Here is a 15,288-nt window from a genome sequence, read left to right as displayed (position 1 = left end):
CCTCGAACCGAACCCAGCGCTACTCGACGGGCGCCCTCACATGGGGGCGCAGCTCACAGATCGTCCTGTTCGCCATCTTCGCCACCGTCGTCGCCACCGTCGTCGCCATCGTCTTCGCCACTCGCACCCGCGTCACTCTCCACCTGCTCCGCCGCCGCGCGACCGTACGTCTCCCGCGCACCCTCGACCTGGCGGTAGAAGGGCGTGCCCTCCTCCAACAATCCCAGCAACTCGGTCGCCGCGTCGTACGCCTCCTGCGCGCGACCCTCGACGAAGTACGCGGTCGCCAAGAGCCCCAGGAGCCCGCTGCTCGCGCGTTCGGTGAGTTCAACGCCAAGCTCGCCATAGCGCACGGCCAGAGCGGAGTCGTGCAATTCCGTGTACGGCGACATGAGCGCGCTCTCCACCAACTCGCTCAGGACCTGGACATCACCGGGGCTCTCCTCGACGAGCTGGAGGTGAACAGCGCGCATCTCGCGCGCCGCCTCGAGCGCTCCATCCCGATCACCGAGCGCCGTCCTGGCGTTGATCAGGCCCTGGAGCGCAACGCGGGTGAACTGGTGCGTGGGACCGAGGACGCGGCGCTTGATGGGCAGGCTCTGCTCGAACTGGGCCAGGGCCTGCTCGGGGCGACCGGTCTGCAGGTAGAGCCAGCCGAGGTTGGTGATCGCGCCGAGCGTATCGCGCTGCTCGAGACCGAACATCTCGATCATGCGTTCGACGGCTTCGACCTGCAGCTGCTCGGACGCGTCCATGTCACCAATACTGCGCTTCAAAAGGGCCGTGAAGTTGATCATCTTCAAGGTGCCCGCTCCGCCCAGGCCGACCTCGTTCTCGCGCGCGAGCGGCAGGATCGCGTCCATCATCTCCACGGCCCCTTCGGCGTCCCCCAGCTCGAAGACGGTCGTCGCGAGAATGAAGCGGCTTTGGAGCGTCGAAGGATCATCGGCCCCCCGGGTGCGCGTGCGGATCGCGACGAGGTCGCGCGCGATCTCCTCGGCTTCCTGCGCGCGGCCGAGCCGCTTGAGCAGGTTCGCGAGGTCGCTGCGCGCGACCAGGGTGCTCTCGTTGTCCGGCCCGACGACACGGGTGTACGACTCCACGATCGAGCGCGCGAGCGGTTCGGCCTCGACGGGCCGCGACATGACCATCAACAGCCTCGACTTCGTTCGCCGCGCGTCGATGGATGACGGGGCGTCGGGCTCTGCGTTGCGGCCGTTCGTCTCGATGACCCCGTCGATCAGGGCCAACGCTTCGGGAAGGCGCGATTGGACCGTCCGCAGGGCCGCCAAACTCCGCATCACGGCGAGCGTTTGGACGTCCTCGTCACCAAGCACGCGACGCGCGGTCTCCAGTTCGGCGCCGAGAACCTCGTCGGCACGCTCGAGATCGCCGAGCTCGAAGTGCGACGCGCCCATGAGCCCTCGCAGCATGATCGCATCCATGGACTCTGGCCCGAGCACACGCGTCACCGCGTCCAACAACCGCTCACCCTGGACGATCGCCTCCGCGTGCCGCTCGCTCTGGTTCAAGATGACAACCAGCGGTCGTCGCACGTTCAGCGTGCGCGGCGCCTCCGTCCCGAACGCGCGCGAGTAGACCTCCACGGCGCGCGTGTAGTGGAACTCGGCCGGCTCGACAAGATCCAGACTCACATAGGTCAGACCGAGCACCTCGTGCAGTTCGGCCGCGACCAGCGGATCCTCGATCTCGCCCGCCGCGAGGCGCGCCGCGGTGTCGTCGGCGATCTCGCGCAGGATCGTGGCGTCGCGGCCGAGCGCCACCTGCGGGCGCGCGCCGCCGAGCATGTCGGTCACCAGCTGCTTGACCTCGTTCGCACGCGCCAGTTCGCGCTGCGCCACTCCTTCGGACTCGGTCGCGCGCTTCTCGGAGGCGATGCTCTGCACCAGCCCGTAGCTCGTTCCGACGATGCCCGCCACCAGGACGAAGGCGATCGCCGCGATTGCAGCAACGGTCTTCTTGCGCCGCCGCACGAACTTCTTGTAGCGATAGATCGCGCTCGGCGGCGCGGCCTCCACGGGCTCCTGCCCGAGGTAGCGGTGCACATCGGCCCCGAGCCCGCTCGCCGTCTCGTAGCGACGCGTACGGTCCTTCTCGATGGCCCGCATGACGACCCAGTCGAGATCTCCGCGCAGACGCTTGGAGAGGGACTCGACGTTGACGTGGCGAGTCGGCGCGGTCGCGGACGCGGCGTTCGAAGCCGTCCTTGCGCCCGAGACGCCATGGGTGGAGACGCGCGTGGACGGCCGCTCGGGATCCACCTCGCGGATCTGACGCATCAGCTCGTCGTAGCCGACCTGGAGCGCCTTGCGCACGTCGAACGGCTTGGTCCCGGTGAGCAATTCGTAGAGCAGCACGCCGAGCGAGTACACGTCGGCGCGGGTGTCGATGTCGAGGCCACCGAGTCCGGCCTGCTCGGGTGCCATGTACTCCGGCGTGCCGACGATCTGCCCGACCTCGGTGAACATCGTCTTCTGGGTCAGCTCGGCGCTGGTGGCCTTGGCGATACCGAAGTCGATCACCTTGGGCACCGCGACGCCGTCCTGGAGCGCGACCAGCACGTTCGAGGGCTTGATGTCCCGGTGGATGATGCCCTTCTGGTGCGCGTGCTGGACCGCGTCGCAGACCTGAGTGAAGAGCTCGAGCCGCGCGCGCACGCCGAGGCCCGCCGCGTCGCAGTACTCCGAGATCGGTGTGCCGTGCACGAGCTCCATCACGAAGTACGGGCGGCCGTTCTGGGTCGAGCCACCGTCGAGCACCTTGGCGATGTGCGGGTGGTCCATCAGCGCCAGGGCCTGGCGCTCGGCCTCGAAGCGCACGACCACCTCGCGCGTGTCCATGCCCAGCTTGATGATCTTGAGCGCGACCCGGCGCACGACGGGCTCGGACTGCTCCGCCATCCAGACCGTGCCCATGCCGCCCTCGCCGACCTCCTCGATCAGGGTGTAGCGGTCGATCACGTCGCCGGCGCGCTCACCTGCTGGCATCGCGGAACTGCGCTCGGCCGCAGCGACCTCGCGGCGGGCCGCTGCGATCGGGTCGGCTGCGGTGGGGTTGTTGGGGCCCGTGGGATCGGGGCTCGGCGGGTCTGAGTGCGTCATGGTGTCTGGGGGGGGCTCATCAGGGTGGACGCCGGGGCGGGACGCGATGCACGCCAACCACCCCGAAAGTCACTCGAGGAGTTCGCGGAGCCGATCGTGAGCACGGCTCAGCAGCAGATGGACGGCTCCTGGACTGCGCCCCATCTCGGCCGCCACCTCGGCCACGCGTCGCTCGGCCAGATCCACCTGCTCGACCACGAGGCGGTAGCTCGCGGGCAGGCGCCCGACCGCGGCCAGGAGCCGTTCGACCTGTTCGCGGTTCGACAGGGCGGCGCTCGCGCTCGTGCCCGGACCGATCAGTTGGCCCATCAGGGTGCGCGCCGAGCCGTCCTTGCCGACGTGGGTCACGCGGCGCCGCGCGTCGGGGCGCTTGTCCCGCTCGAGGCCGCGGATCGCGTCCACGAGGTTCGAGTCCACGAGGCGACGCATCCAAGCTCGGAAGGCTGTCGGCGTCCGCTCGCGCAGGGCCCCGATCCGCATGAAGGCTTCGAGGTAGGCGACCTGCAGGACGTCGTCCACGTCGAGCTCGCGTCGCCACAGCGGCTGCACCGTGACGGACGCGCGCAGCTCCGGCTCGACCGCCCGCAGCAGTCGCCCCAGGGCCGCGTCGTCCCCGCCCGCGGCGCGTTGGATCTCCTCGGAGTCGAGTGGTGTTCCGGTCACGGCCGCAAGGTGGGAGGAGATGTTCTGGATCGTTCGACAGGTGCGCCTGCGGTCCGATTGGGCCCGGGTACATGGGTACCACATGGACGTGCGGTGTCGCCGTTCGATGTGGCCGCTCGGTGCGGGGCTCGCAGCGTTCAAGTCCAGGCGAGTCAGCCCCGGCCACCGAAGTCGCGCGGCGCGCACTCCACAGCTCTTCAGTCCACGGCCAGCAGCTGCGGGTGCTCGGCGCAGAAGTTCTGGAAGCCCATGTGCGTGAACAGGACCACGCCCGTCACGGGCTCGGTGCCGTTCGCGGCGGCGAGCGCCTCGAGCCGTTCGGGCAGGTCGTCCAGCGGGCGCCATCCGTCCTCGCACCGCGCGACGGCAGCGGCATGGGCCTCGTCCCAGGCCGTCGAGAGGTACCCCTCCTCGAGCGCGTCGAGCAACGACTTCGCGTACGACTTGGAGTCCTTGTCCTTGATGCGCTCGAGCTTCTCGAACAGCTTGTCGTGCTTCTCGAAGAGCCGGCCGGGCTGCTTGGCGACCTCCTGGAACTTCTCGACCTGCCCGAACATCCGCTGCGCCCAGCGCACGTCCGCGGCGTAGACACCCGGCTGCTTGCCTTCCTCGTGCTCGTTGAAGCCGATCCTGGCCTGCGCCCAGGCATTGGCCGCGCTGTTCGCCAACGCCTCTTCCACCAGCTCGAGCAGCTCGACGACCCGATCCTTGTCGTCGCCCTTGTACTTCTTGATGGTGGCGCGCGCTTCGTTGGCGATCCGCGCGGCCAGGGCGAAGTCGGGCGGATTGCGGCGCAGAGCCGAGCGCGCGACATCGACCGCCTGCGACGCGTCCGACGTACACACCTCGTCGAGCCACTCGAACATCGTCGCGACGTGGGTGGGGAGCGGCCAGTGTCCGGCCTCGGGGCGAATGCCCTCGACGATCCAACACTTGAGCTTCTCGTAGCCCTCCTCGCGGTAGATCGCCTCGGTGCGCGTGGCGCAGTCGACCGGCACGACCTGGTCGGAGTCGGCGTGCAGGATCCCGATCGCGACCTTCGACCGCGAGAGCTTGGAGTGCTTGACGTCCAGCACGTTGCCCGCGTGCGCGACGATCCCGTCCACGAGCTCGGGGTGCTCGCCGGCGAACCAGTAGCAGAAGAACGCGCCCTGACTGTGGCCGTAGAGGTAGACGTTGCCGACGTCGAAGCGCTCGCGGAACAGCTCGATCAGACCGACGATCTGGTCCCCGTCCTTCGTGCCCTGCACGAAGTTGAACGTCTCGCCCTGGCCCGGCGTCAGTCCGTCGGGCGAGATGACGATGTCGTCGCCGCGGAAGGTCCCGTTCGCGATCGGGTAGTTCCAGAAGGACCAGCCGTGGTTCAGTCCGGTGCCGTGCAGCATGAGCACCAACGACGGCTTCTTGCGACTCGACGACTCGGGCAGGCGGTACCAGTACGGCTGGCCCTGTGGCGTCGTCCACTCGAGCACCTCGCCGCGCGGCGCGGAGTCGGTGGGATCGGTGCGCGGCACCTCGCCGAGGTGCTGCGCGTGGAGAGGCGCGGCGGTGAGAGCGAGTGCAGCGAGTGCGCCGAGTGCGAGGGTGCGCATGGGTCGAGGGCGAGGTGCTTCGGTGGGCGGCTGCCAGAGTGTCTTGGCGGAACGCCAGGGTGGTGACGGCCGTCAGGGCCAAAGCCACACCGAGAGAGGCGTTCCTGGACGAGAGTGCCAGGATAGCGGCGAACCTCGCGTCCTGTCGGTTCGGGCACCAATGGGCCCCACGCTCGCTTCACGCTGCAGCGCGCTGCACGCCGAGACGTGTCGGGACAAGCTCGACGACTGCGCTCCGAGCCACCGCGCGCGTGTCCGTCCGGCTCACGCGCTCTGGCGCCCTTTGACGCGCAGAGCGGCGACGCGAACAGAGAGGCGAATGCCGGCACCGAAAGCGCGTCGACGCTGCCTGCGCGAGATTCGCAGGTGGCTCCGAGGTCTTTGCTCGACGCTCAGTTCGCGCTCTCGCCGACCCGCTCCGCGCCGCCATCGCCGACGCCGTTCTCGACCCGCTCGAGCCACCGGTCCACGACGAACGGTCCGAACGGGACGACCGCGCCGACCATGCCGCCCAGCGCGAGCCCGCGCGAGATCGGCACGCGCAGGGTCGCGACCGCCAGCGCGATCACGAGCGCCACGAACAGGAAGCCGTGCATGCTGCCCACGACCGTCACGGCCAGCGGCATGTCCGCGAGGTACTTGAGCGGCATCGCCACGAAGAACAGCACCAGCGTCGAGACGGCCTCGACGTAGCTGAGTCGTCGCAAGCGGCGGAGGTAGGTGTGGTCGATGCGCGCGGTCATGGGGCGCGGCATCCTAGCGGGATCCGCGATCGATCGGCGAGTCGACCGGGCGAGTCGACCGCCGAGACCACTCGCAGCGCACCGACGGCGGTCGCCCGAGAGCGCACGGGCCGGGTCCTTCGCGCGCATCGCGACCACCCGCGCGCGCGTCACCGACCGCGTCGACCGGCACCGACCGAATGCGGGCCCGGGTGCCGGCCCGCGCCGCACTCAACGGCCGTCGCGCGAATCGCCACCCGCCCCCGCGTCAGAGTTCGATCCGGCGCCGCCGTCGTTCCCGTTGCGATCCGACGGCGCGACCTCGGCATCCTGCTCCGTCTTCGGTCATGGTGGGGTGCCTCCGGGGAGGTGGGCGACGCAGCGCGGCCCCGGCGCGGCGAATCCCGAAGAGTTCGGCGCCGAAGCTCGCGGCCCCGTCGTGATCAATCGCTCTCCAGCGCGGCTCGGAAGGCCGCGAGGAGCTGCGTCAAGTCCTCGACCTGCGTGGGCTCCTCGGCCAGCTCGATCGCCGTCTCGGCCGCCTCGACGGCGCCCGCGAGGTCGCCCAACTCGGCGCGCGCGTGGGCCAGCGTCGCATAGGGCTCGGGGTGGTCGTCACCGCCGTGGGCGAGCGCGCGCTCGATCAACGCCGTGGCGCGTGCGGGGTCGAGCTCCGCCACGACCTCGGGATCGAGGTAGGCCATGGCGAAGGAAACGAGCTGCATCCAGTCGTCGGCGTGCTCGAGCAGGTAGTCCGACTGCAGGTCGAGCAAGCGACGAGCGACCGCGTCGGCCGCGTCGACGTCACCGGCCCTCACATGGGCGCTCGCGAGCTGTCGGAAGCAACTGTGCGTCCACGGATCGACGATGCCGAGCACACGCAGCTTCGTCTCCGCGTTCGGCTCGAGCAGCTCGACCGCGTCCTCGGGACGTCCGACGAACGTCAGACACATACCGAGGTTCGTGGTGATGCCGAGCACGCTGCGATGCTCGGAACCCAGAACGCGCAGACCTCGCTCGCGAGCCTCGGTGAACGCCTCGATCGCGTCGTCGAAGCGACTGAGCACGAGCAAGCGATCGCCGAGTCGATGCAGCGTGTTGATCGTGTCGGGATGGTCGTCGCCGAGCGACTCGCGCCGTGCCGCCAGCACCGCGCGGTGCGGGACGAGCGCCGCCTCCTGATCACCCGACTCCCACAAGAGATCGCCCAGGACCAGCCGCGCATTGATCGTGTTCCCCGAGGTGGTGCCGAGGACGCGATCGAACAGCGGAATCAACTCGGTCAGCTCGTCGCGCACCCTCTGGTCCTCGCCGCCGCGGTCGTAGAGCGCGATGGCCAGGTTCCCTCGGGCGACGATGGTCGCCGTCGCGTCGGGACCGTCGAGGCGGGTGTACCCGTCGACCACATCGGTGAGCACGCGCACGGCCTCTGCGGGCCGACCGGCGTGGGTCAGCGTGCGGCCGAGGTTGCTGCGCAGACGCACGTGGTCGGGATGGTCCGTGCCGAGCGTCGCCTCGGACAGCGGCGCGACCTCCTCGAGGATGGCCAGCGCCTCGTCGGACCGACCGACGACGCTCAGGAAGTCCGCGTAGTTGCTACGCGCCGACATGTGGACCGCGTTGTTGGGCGCGAGCGTTCGCGCATAGATGTCGAGCTGCTCCAGGTAGGCCTCCTCCGCGCGAACCATGTCGCCCAGATCGCGATGGGCCTTGGCGACGACGCCGAGCGCGTAGGCGCGCTGCGGCGAAGGCACGTCGACCTCGCCTGCCCAGGGCTCGAGCACTTCATCGAACATCTCGACCGCCAATGCGTTCTCACCGGCGGACGTGTACACCATCAGCTGGCGGGTCATGGCGTCGAACTCGTCCCCATCGTCCGTCGGCGCACCGGCGTCGACCAGTTCGAAGTAGGCGTCGAGATGCCGTTGCGCGCCCTCGTGCCATCCGCCGGCCAGGTACGTGTGGGAAAGGTCGAGGTGCACGGTGAGGTGGATCGGATCGACCAGCGGGCCCGGGACCGGCTCGGGGAGATCGGCGAGTACGGTCTCGTACAGAGCGACGGCCGCATCGAGATCACCCCGCGTCGTGAGCAGCTGCGCCCAGTTGACGCGGGCCCAGGCCAGGGCGATCGAGTCGCGCGCGTGTCGACGCTCCGCGAACGCGAGCGCTTCCGCGAGGTGTCGCTCCGCGCGGTCGTAGACGGACAGCACGTTGTAGGTCGTCCCCAGGAGCTGGTTCAGCTCGGAGGCCACGTACTCGTCCACGATCCCGCCGGCCAGGAGCTGGTCGGAGGTCGAGCGAAGGAGGGTCTCGAGCAGCTCGGTGTCCTTGTCGAGCGCCGTGCTCGGCTGGACACCGAGGAAGAGGTCCGCGACGACCGACTTGAACTCCGTCGCGCGCGCGAGTTCGCGTTCCGCGGCCTCGCGCTCGTCCTGTGCGACCTGGAGCGCGTCCTGCTTCTCGTCGATCGCGACCTCGAGGCTCTCGTTCGCGACCGCGAGCTCGTCGTTCGCACGCCGCGCCTCCACGAGCCCGTAGCCGGTGCCCGCGAGGCCGCCGACGAGCACGACTGCGATCGTAGCGATGGCCGCCACGGTCTTGCGGCGCCGCTTGACGAAGGTCCTGAAGCGGTAGGTCGCGCTCGGCGGCGCCGCGGTGACCGGCTCCTGGCGCAGGTAGCGCGCCACGTCGTCCGCGAGGCCCGTCGGCGTGTCGTAGCGCCGCGTGCGATCCTTCTCGATCGCCTTCATCACGACCCAGTCGAGGTCGCCGCGCAGGCGCCGGCTCAGCGTCTCGACGTTGACGCGCCGCGTGATCGCGGTCGTGGCCTCCTCGGCGCTCAGACTCGAGACCCGCGTCGACGGCTTGGCCGGATCGACCTCGCGGATCTGCCGCAGCAGTTCGTCGTAGCCGGTCTGCAGTGCGACACGCATGTCGAACGGCTTGGTTCCGGTCAGCAGCTCGTACAGCAGCACGCCGAGGCTGTACACGTCGGCGCGCGTGTCGATGTCGGCGCCGTCCATGCCCGCTTGCTCGGGCGCCATGTACTCGGGCGTGCCGATGATCTGGCCCGCCTGGGTGAACATCGTCTGGTTCGTCAACTCGGCGCTGGTCGCCTTCGCGATGCCGAAGTCGATGACCTTCGGCTGCGGACCGTTGTCGCCCATCGAGACGAGCACGTTCGACGGCTTGAGGTCGCGGTGGATCACGCCCTTGTGGTGCGCGTGCTGGACCGCCTCGCAGACCTTGCCGAAGAGTTCCAACCGTGCGCGCAGGCCGAGCTGGTGCTCGCGGCAGAAGTCCGTGATCGGCGCGCCCTGGACGAGCTCCATCACGAAGTACGGGCGGCCGCTCGCTGTCGCGCCGCCGTCGATGACCTTGGCGATGCCCGGGTGGTCCATCAGCGCGAGCGCCTGACGCTCGGCCTCGAACCGCACGACGACCTCGCGCGTGTCCATGCCCAGCTTGATGACCTTGAGCGCCACCTCGCGCTTGACCGGTTCGGTCTGCGACGCGCGCCAGACCGTGCCCATCCCGCCTTCGCCGATCGGCTCGAGCAGCGTGTAGCGGTCGATCACGGCGCCGGCGGCCTCGCCGAGCTCCACGCCCGCTTCGACGGGAACGCGAGCGACATCGGGAGCATCGGCTTCGTCGCGCGCAGCCCGCGCGGGATCGTCGTCGCGTGTCATCGGTCCGTGGGTCGCAGTTCGTCGAAGTAGGGACGGGTGGTGGCGAGCAGCTCCCGCCACTCCTCGAAGCCCGCGTCGTCGCCGCGCGCATCGGCGAGGCGCGCGAGCGCTTCGAGGCACTCGTAGTAGGGTAGGCGTTGTGGAGGCACCTTCGAAGCGATCGAGTCGGCCAGGCCGGATCGTGCCGCGGTCAACAGCTCCTCGGCCTCGTCGAGCTGGCCGAGATCGGTCAAGGCGGCGCCCAGGCGGGCTGCATTGACGTGTGCGGCCCACGACGGCTGGCGACGCTTGGCGTAGAACGCAGCGACCTCGCGCAAGAGCGGCTCGGCTGCGCGTGCATCGCCCAGGTTGAGCAGAGCGGTCGCAAGGTCCTCGAGCTCTCCGACCATGCGCAACGATCCTTCGCGGTGGGTCGCGCGAGCCGACTCCAGTCGAGCCTCGACGATCGCAGCAGCACGGTCCTGCACGCCCGCGCGGCTCAGGACGTCCAGCTCGAGAGCGTCGAGGACCGCGTCCGGGAAGCGTGGATCGGCTCGCAGTGCGAGCGCTTCGTCGAGGTAGGCGAGCGCTTCCCGGGCTCGTCCCGCGTCACGCAGGTTGACGGCGACGTTGAGTGCCGCCTCCTGCAACGCCGTCGAGCCTCCCGCACCACTCTGGGCCAAGTCCTCGTGCAGATCGAGGTAGCGCTCGGCCGCGTAGTTCGACCGGCCCGCCATCCACGCTGATCGAGCGGCCTTCTCGAGCGCGTCGCGCAGGACCTCGGCATCCAGGTCGGGCAGTCGCTCGTAGATGGCGAGGGCCTCGGCCCGCAGTTCGTGCCCTTCCGTGAAGCGTCGGGTGACCTCTCGCTGGCTGGCCAGGAACGCCAGAGCGTGAGCGAGTCGGAGGTCGGGCCCTTCGAGGAGTTCGCGGTACATCGCGACCGCTTCCTCCATGAGTGGCCCGACTTCGTCGTTCTCGCCCCGCGCCGCGTGATTCGAAGCGACGAACTGGAGGCCACGGGCCACATCGGGATGGCCGTCGGGATAGATCTCGCGATACATGGCGAGCGCTTCGACGTGCAGACCCATTGCATCGTTCGGCCGACCACGCATCGCGTGGAGGTTCGCGATGTTCGTGATGCACAGCGCCGTTTCCGGGTGACTGCCCTCGTAGAGCCTGCGACGCATCTCGAGCGACGCGGTGTAGTGCTCGATCGCCTCGTCGAACGCACTGCGAGCGATGAGGGTGGAGGCGTAGGTGTCGAGGAAGAGCGCGGTCCGTGGGTCGTCGTCGTCCGAGACGCGTCGTAGCTCCTCGAGCGCCCGCGCGACCAGAGCCTCGGCCTCCTCGAAGCGCTCCAACCCCATCAGTTCGATGGCCAGGTTGTGTCGCGTGACCGCGATCTCGATCGATCGCCTACGTTCACGCCCCCCTGGGTCGTGAGCGTCCTCCTCGCTCGGAAGGTCGTCGTCCGCCTCGAGTTGATCGAGCGCCTCGCGGTAGATCGTCGCGGCCTCCTCGCGGAAGCCCTGATCCCCCCGGGCTGCAGCGAGGTGGTTCAACGACATGGCACGCGCGCGGCCACGCGCATCGCCCCGGCGCTGCATGGAGATCGACTCGCGTGCGAACGACTCCGCTTCTGCCGGGCGGCCGAGCTCCCGCAGCATGTTGCCCATGTTGCTGAGCATCGTCGCTGTGGCTTCGGAGTCACCGGGGAACAGTTCTCGCTGCATCCCCAGAGCGCGCACGAGCAGCGGCTCGGCCTCGACCCTGCGACCGTTGTCGGAGAATACCCGCGCGATGATCGCGAGCAACTCGGCCTCCGAGTACGGGTCCTCGGAGAAGCGCCCGGTCTCGATGTCCGCGAGCGCGTCCTCCATCGCCTCGAGAACCGTCTTGTCCTGGCTCCCCCGTTCGGACATCGCACTGCCCGAGCCAAGCGTCTCGACGACGAAGTCCTTGATCACCTTGGCGCGTCTCGCTTCGGCCACGGCCCGCTCCTCGTTCTGCTGCGCTTCGCGACGAGCGATCGACTCCGCATCGGCCGCGTCACGCGCTTCTTCCGCCAAGATGTCCGCGCGTCGCTTCTCGTCGAGCGCGCGAACGAGGCCGTAGCCCGTTCCAACGGCGCCGCCGACGAACAGAAGTGCGATGACACCGACCGCGGCGACCGACTTCTTGCGGCGTTGAACGAACTTGCGCAGGCGGTAGGTCGCGCTCGGCGGCGCCGCCTCGACCGGCTCGCGCGCGAGGAAGCGCGCGACGTCGTCCGCGAGGCCCGTCGGCGTGTCGTAGCGGCGCGCGCGGTCCTTCTCGATCGCCTTCATCACGACCCAGTCGAGATCGCCGCGCAGGCGTCGGCTCAGGGTCTCGACGTTGACGCGCCGCGGGATCGCGGTCGTGGCCTCTTCGACGCTCAGCCCCGAGACCCGCGTCGACGGCTTGGCCGGCGGCACCTCGCGAATCTGACGCATCAGCTCGTCGTAGCCGACTTGTAGCGCCACGCGCATGTCGAACGGCTTGGTGCCCGTCAGCAACTCGTACATCAGCACGCCCAGGCTGTACACGTCCGCGCGCGTGTCGATGTCGGACCCGTCCATGCCGGCCTGTTCCGGCGCCATGTACTCCGGCGTGCCGATGATCTGGCCCGCCTGCGTGAACATCGTCTGGTTCGTCAGTTCCGCGCTCGTCGCCTTCGCGATGCCGAAGTCGATCACCTTCGGCTGCGGGCCGCTGTCGCCCATCGCGACCAGCACGTTCGACGGCTTGAGGTCGCGGTGGATCACGCCCTTGTGGTGCGCGTGCTGGACCGCCTCGCAGACCTTGCCGAAGAGTTCCAACCGCTCGCGCAGGCCGAGCTGGTGCTCGCGGCAGAAGTCCGTGATCGGCGAGCCCTGAACCAGCTCCATCACGAAGTACGGCCGCCCGTTCCGCGTCGCGCCGCCGTCGATGACCTTGGCGATGCCCGGGTGGTCCATCAGGGCGAGCGCCTGCCGCTCCGCCTCGAATCGCACGACGACTTCGCGGGTGTCCATGCCGAGCTTGATGACCTTGAGCGCCACCTCGCGTTTGACCGGCTCGGTCTGCGACGCGCGCCACACCGTGCCCATCCCGCCCTCGCCGATCGGCTCGAGCAGCGTGTAGCGGTCGATCACGTCGCCGGCGGACTCACCGGCCGGTGCCGCGGAACTGCGCTCGGAAGCGGCCACTTCGCGGCGGGCGGCCGCGACCAGGTCGTCGGCGGAGCGCTCGTGCGTGCGCTCTCCAGCGGAGTGGGCCGGGACGGGATCCGGCGACCCGGGGCGCGTGGCGTCGGCGGAATCGGGCAAGTCGGGACCGGGGTGATCTGCGTGCGTCATGGTGCGTCGGGGGGGTCACCAGGGTGGACGCCGGCACGCTGCGGGATGCACACCGACCTCGCCAAAAATCGGTGCGGCTAGGCGAGGAGTTCGCGCAGCCGGTCGTGGGCGCGCCGCACCAGGAGGTGGACGGCTCCCGGAGTGCGCCCCATCTCGGCCGCCACGTCGGCCACGGCTCGCTCGGCCAGGTCGACCTGTTCGACCGCCTGCCGGTAGCTCGCGGGCAGGCGCGCGACGGCGGCCAGGAGGCGTTCGATCTGCTCGCGGTCGGACAGGGCGGTACTGGCGCTCGAGCCCGGGCCGCCCAGCTGCCCGATCAGCGTGCGCGCCGAGCTCCCCTGCCCGCCCTGGGTCACGCGGCGGCGCGCGTCCGGGCGCTTGTCGCGCTCGAGGCCGCGGATCGCGTCCTTGATGTTCGAGTCGACGAGTCGCCGCATCCACGCGCGAAAGGCCGCAGGGGTCCGTTCACGCAAGGAACCGATCCGCAGGAAGGCCTCGAGGTAGGCCACCTGCAGCACGTCGTCCACGTCCAGGTCGCGCCGCCACAGGGGCTGCACCGTGATGGATGCACGCAGCTGTGGCTCGACGGCGCGCAGCAGCGATCCGAGTGCCGCGTCGTCTCCGTCGGCGGCGCGCACGATCGTTTCGGGGTCGAGGGGGTCTTCGGTCACGGCTCGAGCGGTGCATGGCGTTGAGCGTCGTCGCGGGATCGGCCGTTCAGCACGCGACAGCGCTCCACGCTCGTGTTCTGAAGGACAGGTCTAGGTCTCTCGTACGCCGAGGGCCGCGGCCAGAGCATCGATATCACTGCCGCCCGGCCTCTGGTAGGCACGCAACCCGAACTCCGGGATCACCGCGAGCACGTGGTCGAAGATGTCGCCGACGATGCCCTCGTACTCCACCCAACGTTGCTCCGCGCTGAAGACGTAGATCTCGATCGGGATGCCTTCGGGACCCGGCGGGAGCTGGCGGGAGCTGGCGCACGAGGAACGTCATGTCCTCTCGGATGTGCGGGTGGTCCTTCAGGTACAGCTCGAGGTAGGCGCGGAAGGTGCCGAGGTTGGTGAGGCGACGGCCGTTGACGAGGACCGAGTCGTCCACGCCGCGTTCGCTGTTCCAAGCCTTCACCTCCACGGCCTTGCGCTCCAGGTACTCGGTCAGGAACTTGATCTGGCGCAGACGCTCGAGGTCCTCCTCCGTCAAGAAGGCGACGCTGGTCATGTCCAGCGCGATCGAACGCTTGATACGGCGGCCGCCCGACTCGCTCATGCCGCGCCAGTTCTTGACCCCCTCGCTGATGAAGTTGTAGGTCGGGATCGTCGAGATCGTCTTGTCCCAGTTCTGTACCTTGACCGTGTTCAGACTGATGTCGACGACGTCGCCGTCAGCGCCGAACTTCGGCATTTCGACCCAATCGCCGATGCGCAGCATGTCGTTGCTGGCGAGTTGCACGCTGGCGACGAAGCCCAGGATCGTGTCCTTGAAGACCAGGAGCAGGATCGCGGTCATCGCGCCCAGTCCGGTCAACAGCGCCCAGGGTGACTTGCCGGCCAAGGTCGCCACGACGAGGATGCCGACGGCGAGCAGGAGGACGATCTTGACGACCTGCCCGTAGCTGCGGACCGGCTTGTCGCGGAGCGACGGACTCTGCTGGGCGAAGCCCGCCAGTGCGTCGACGGCGGCGCTCGCCGCACTGGCTCCGGCCAGGATCATCCAGACGCTCGCCAGTCGCCGAACGAGATCGGCGGAGCCCGCTTGGCTCTCGGCGGTGAGGAAGAACGTGGCCGCGAGGTGGAAGACGAGCGCCGGCGCCAGGTGCGAGAGTCGTTCGAAGACGCGGTGCTCGACCAACGCGTCGTCCCACTTGAACCGACTGCGCTCGATCACCGCGCGCACCACGCGGACGATGACCTTCTTCGTCACGAGGTTGGCGAGCCAGGCGGCGAGAGCGACGCCGATCCACGTGCTGGTCGTGCGCAGCGCAATGTTCTCGAGGAGGGCGTTCCAGTTCGTTTCGGCGATCAGGATCATCATGGAAGAGGCTCGCGGATCGGGTCGGGCGAGCCCGCCCATCCTAGTGTCCGCATCGGGCGCGGCGCCGCGTCGCCGAGCGAAAGCACGCCGCGTCGCACAGGTCGGAGAGCGGGCCCGTCCGCGCG

The 15,288-nt window shown here is 69.3% G+C and carries 8 protein-coding genes; all 8 read right to left on the bottom strand.

From position 1 onward, the window contains the following. Positions 1 to 53: 53 nt before the first annotated feature. The 8 genes from Pla163_RS01070 to Pla163_RS01035 all read right to left on the bottom strand — a co-directional run bounded on the left by Pla163_RS01070 (position 54) and on the right by Pla163_RS01035 (position 15,163). Positions 54 to 3,122: a serine/threonine-protein kinase gene (locus Pla163_RS01070; protein ID WP_145182276.1), complete on the bottom strand. Its 3,069-nt coding sequence runs from the start codon at positions 3,120 to 3,122 to the stop codon at positions 54 to 56. Positions 3,123 to 3,191: 69 nt separating this feature from the next. Beyond that, positions 3,192 to 3,785, bottom strand: coding sequence for an RNA polymerase sigma factor (locus Pla163_RS18555; protein ID WP_419186178.1), 594 nt, complete (start codon positions 3,783 to 3,785; stop codon positions 3,192 to 3,194). Positions 3,786 to 3,982: 197 nt separating this feature from the next. Further along, a complete protein-coding gene (locus tag Pla163_RS01060; RefSeq protein ID WP_145182270.1) occupies positions 3,983 to 5,377 on the bottom strand; it encodes an alpha/beta fold hydrolase in 1,395 nt (464 codons plus the stop codon). Between the two features lie 392 nt (positions 5,378 to 5,769). Next, positions 5,770 to 6,120: a DUF3817 domain-containing protein gene (locus Pla163_RS01055; RefSeq protein ID WP_419186177.1), complete on the bottom strand. Its 351-nt coding sequence runs from the start codon at positions 6,118 to 6,120 to the stop codon at positions 5,770 to 5,772. A 422-nt stretch (positions 6,121 to 6,542) separates the two neighbouring features. Continuing rightward, entirely contained in the window at positions 6,543 to 9,788 is a 3,246-nt protein-coding gene (locus Pla163_RS01050; protein WP_145182267.1) for a serine/threonine-protein kinase, read from the bottom strand. Then, positions 9,785 to 13,129: a serine/threonine-protein kinase gene (locus Pla163_RS01045; protein ID WP_145182264.1), complete on the bottom strand. Its 3,345-nt coding sequence runs from the start codon at positions 13,127 to 13,129 to the stop codon at positions 9,785 to 9,787. Before Pla163_RS01045 ends, Pla163_RS01050 begins: the two co-directional genes overlap by 4 nt. A 77-nt stretch (positions 13,130 to 13,206) precedes the next feature. Beyond that, complete coding sequence (locus tag Pla163_RS01040; protein ID WP_419186176.1) at positions 13,207 to 13,800, bottom strand: RNA polymerase sigma factor; 594 nt, start codon at positions 13,798 to 13,800, stop codon at positions 13,207 to 13,209. Between the two features lie 133 nt (positions 13,801 to 13,933). Next, positions 13,934 to 15,163 carry a mechanosensitive ion channel family protein gene (locus Pla163_RS01035; RefSeq protein ID WP_419186175.1) on the bottom strand — a complete coding sequence of 410 codons (1,230 nt, stop codon included), beginning with the start codon at positions 15,161 to 15,163 and terminating at the stop codon, positions 13,934 to 13,936. Between the last annotated feature and the right edge of the window lie 125 nt (positions 15,164 to 15,288).

The sequence above is a fragment of the Rohdeia mirabilis genome (genome assembly GCA_007750655.1).
GTDB lineage: Bacteria > Planctomycetota > UBA1135 > UBA1135.
This window is presented reverse-complemented; position numbering and strand designations above follow the sequence as displayed.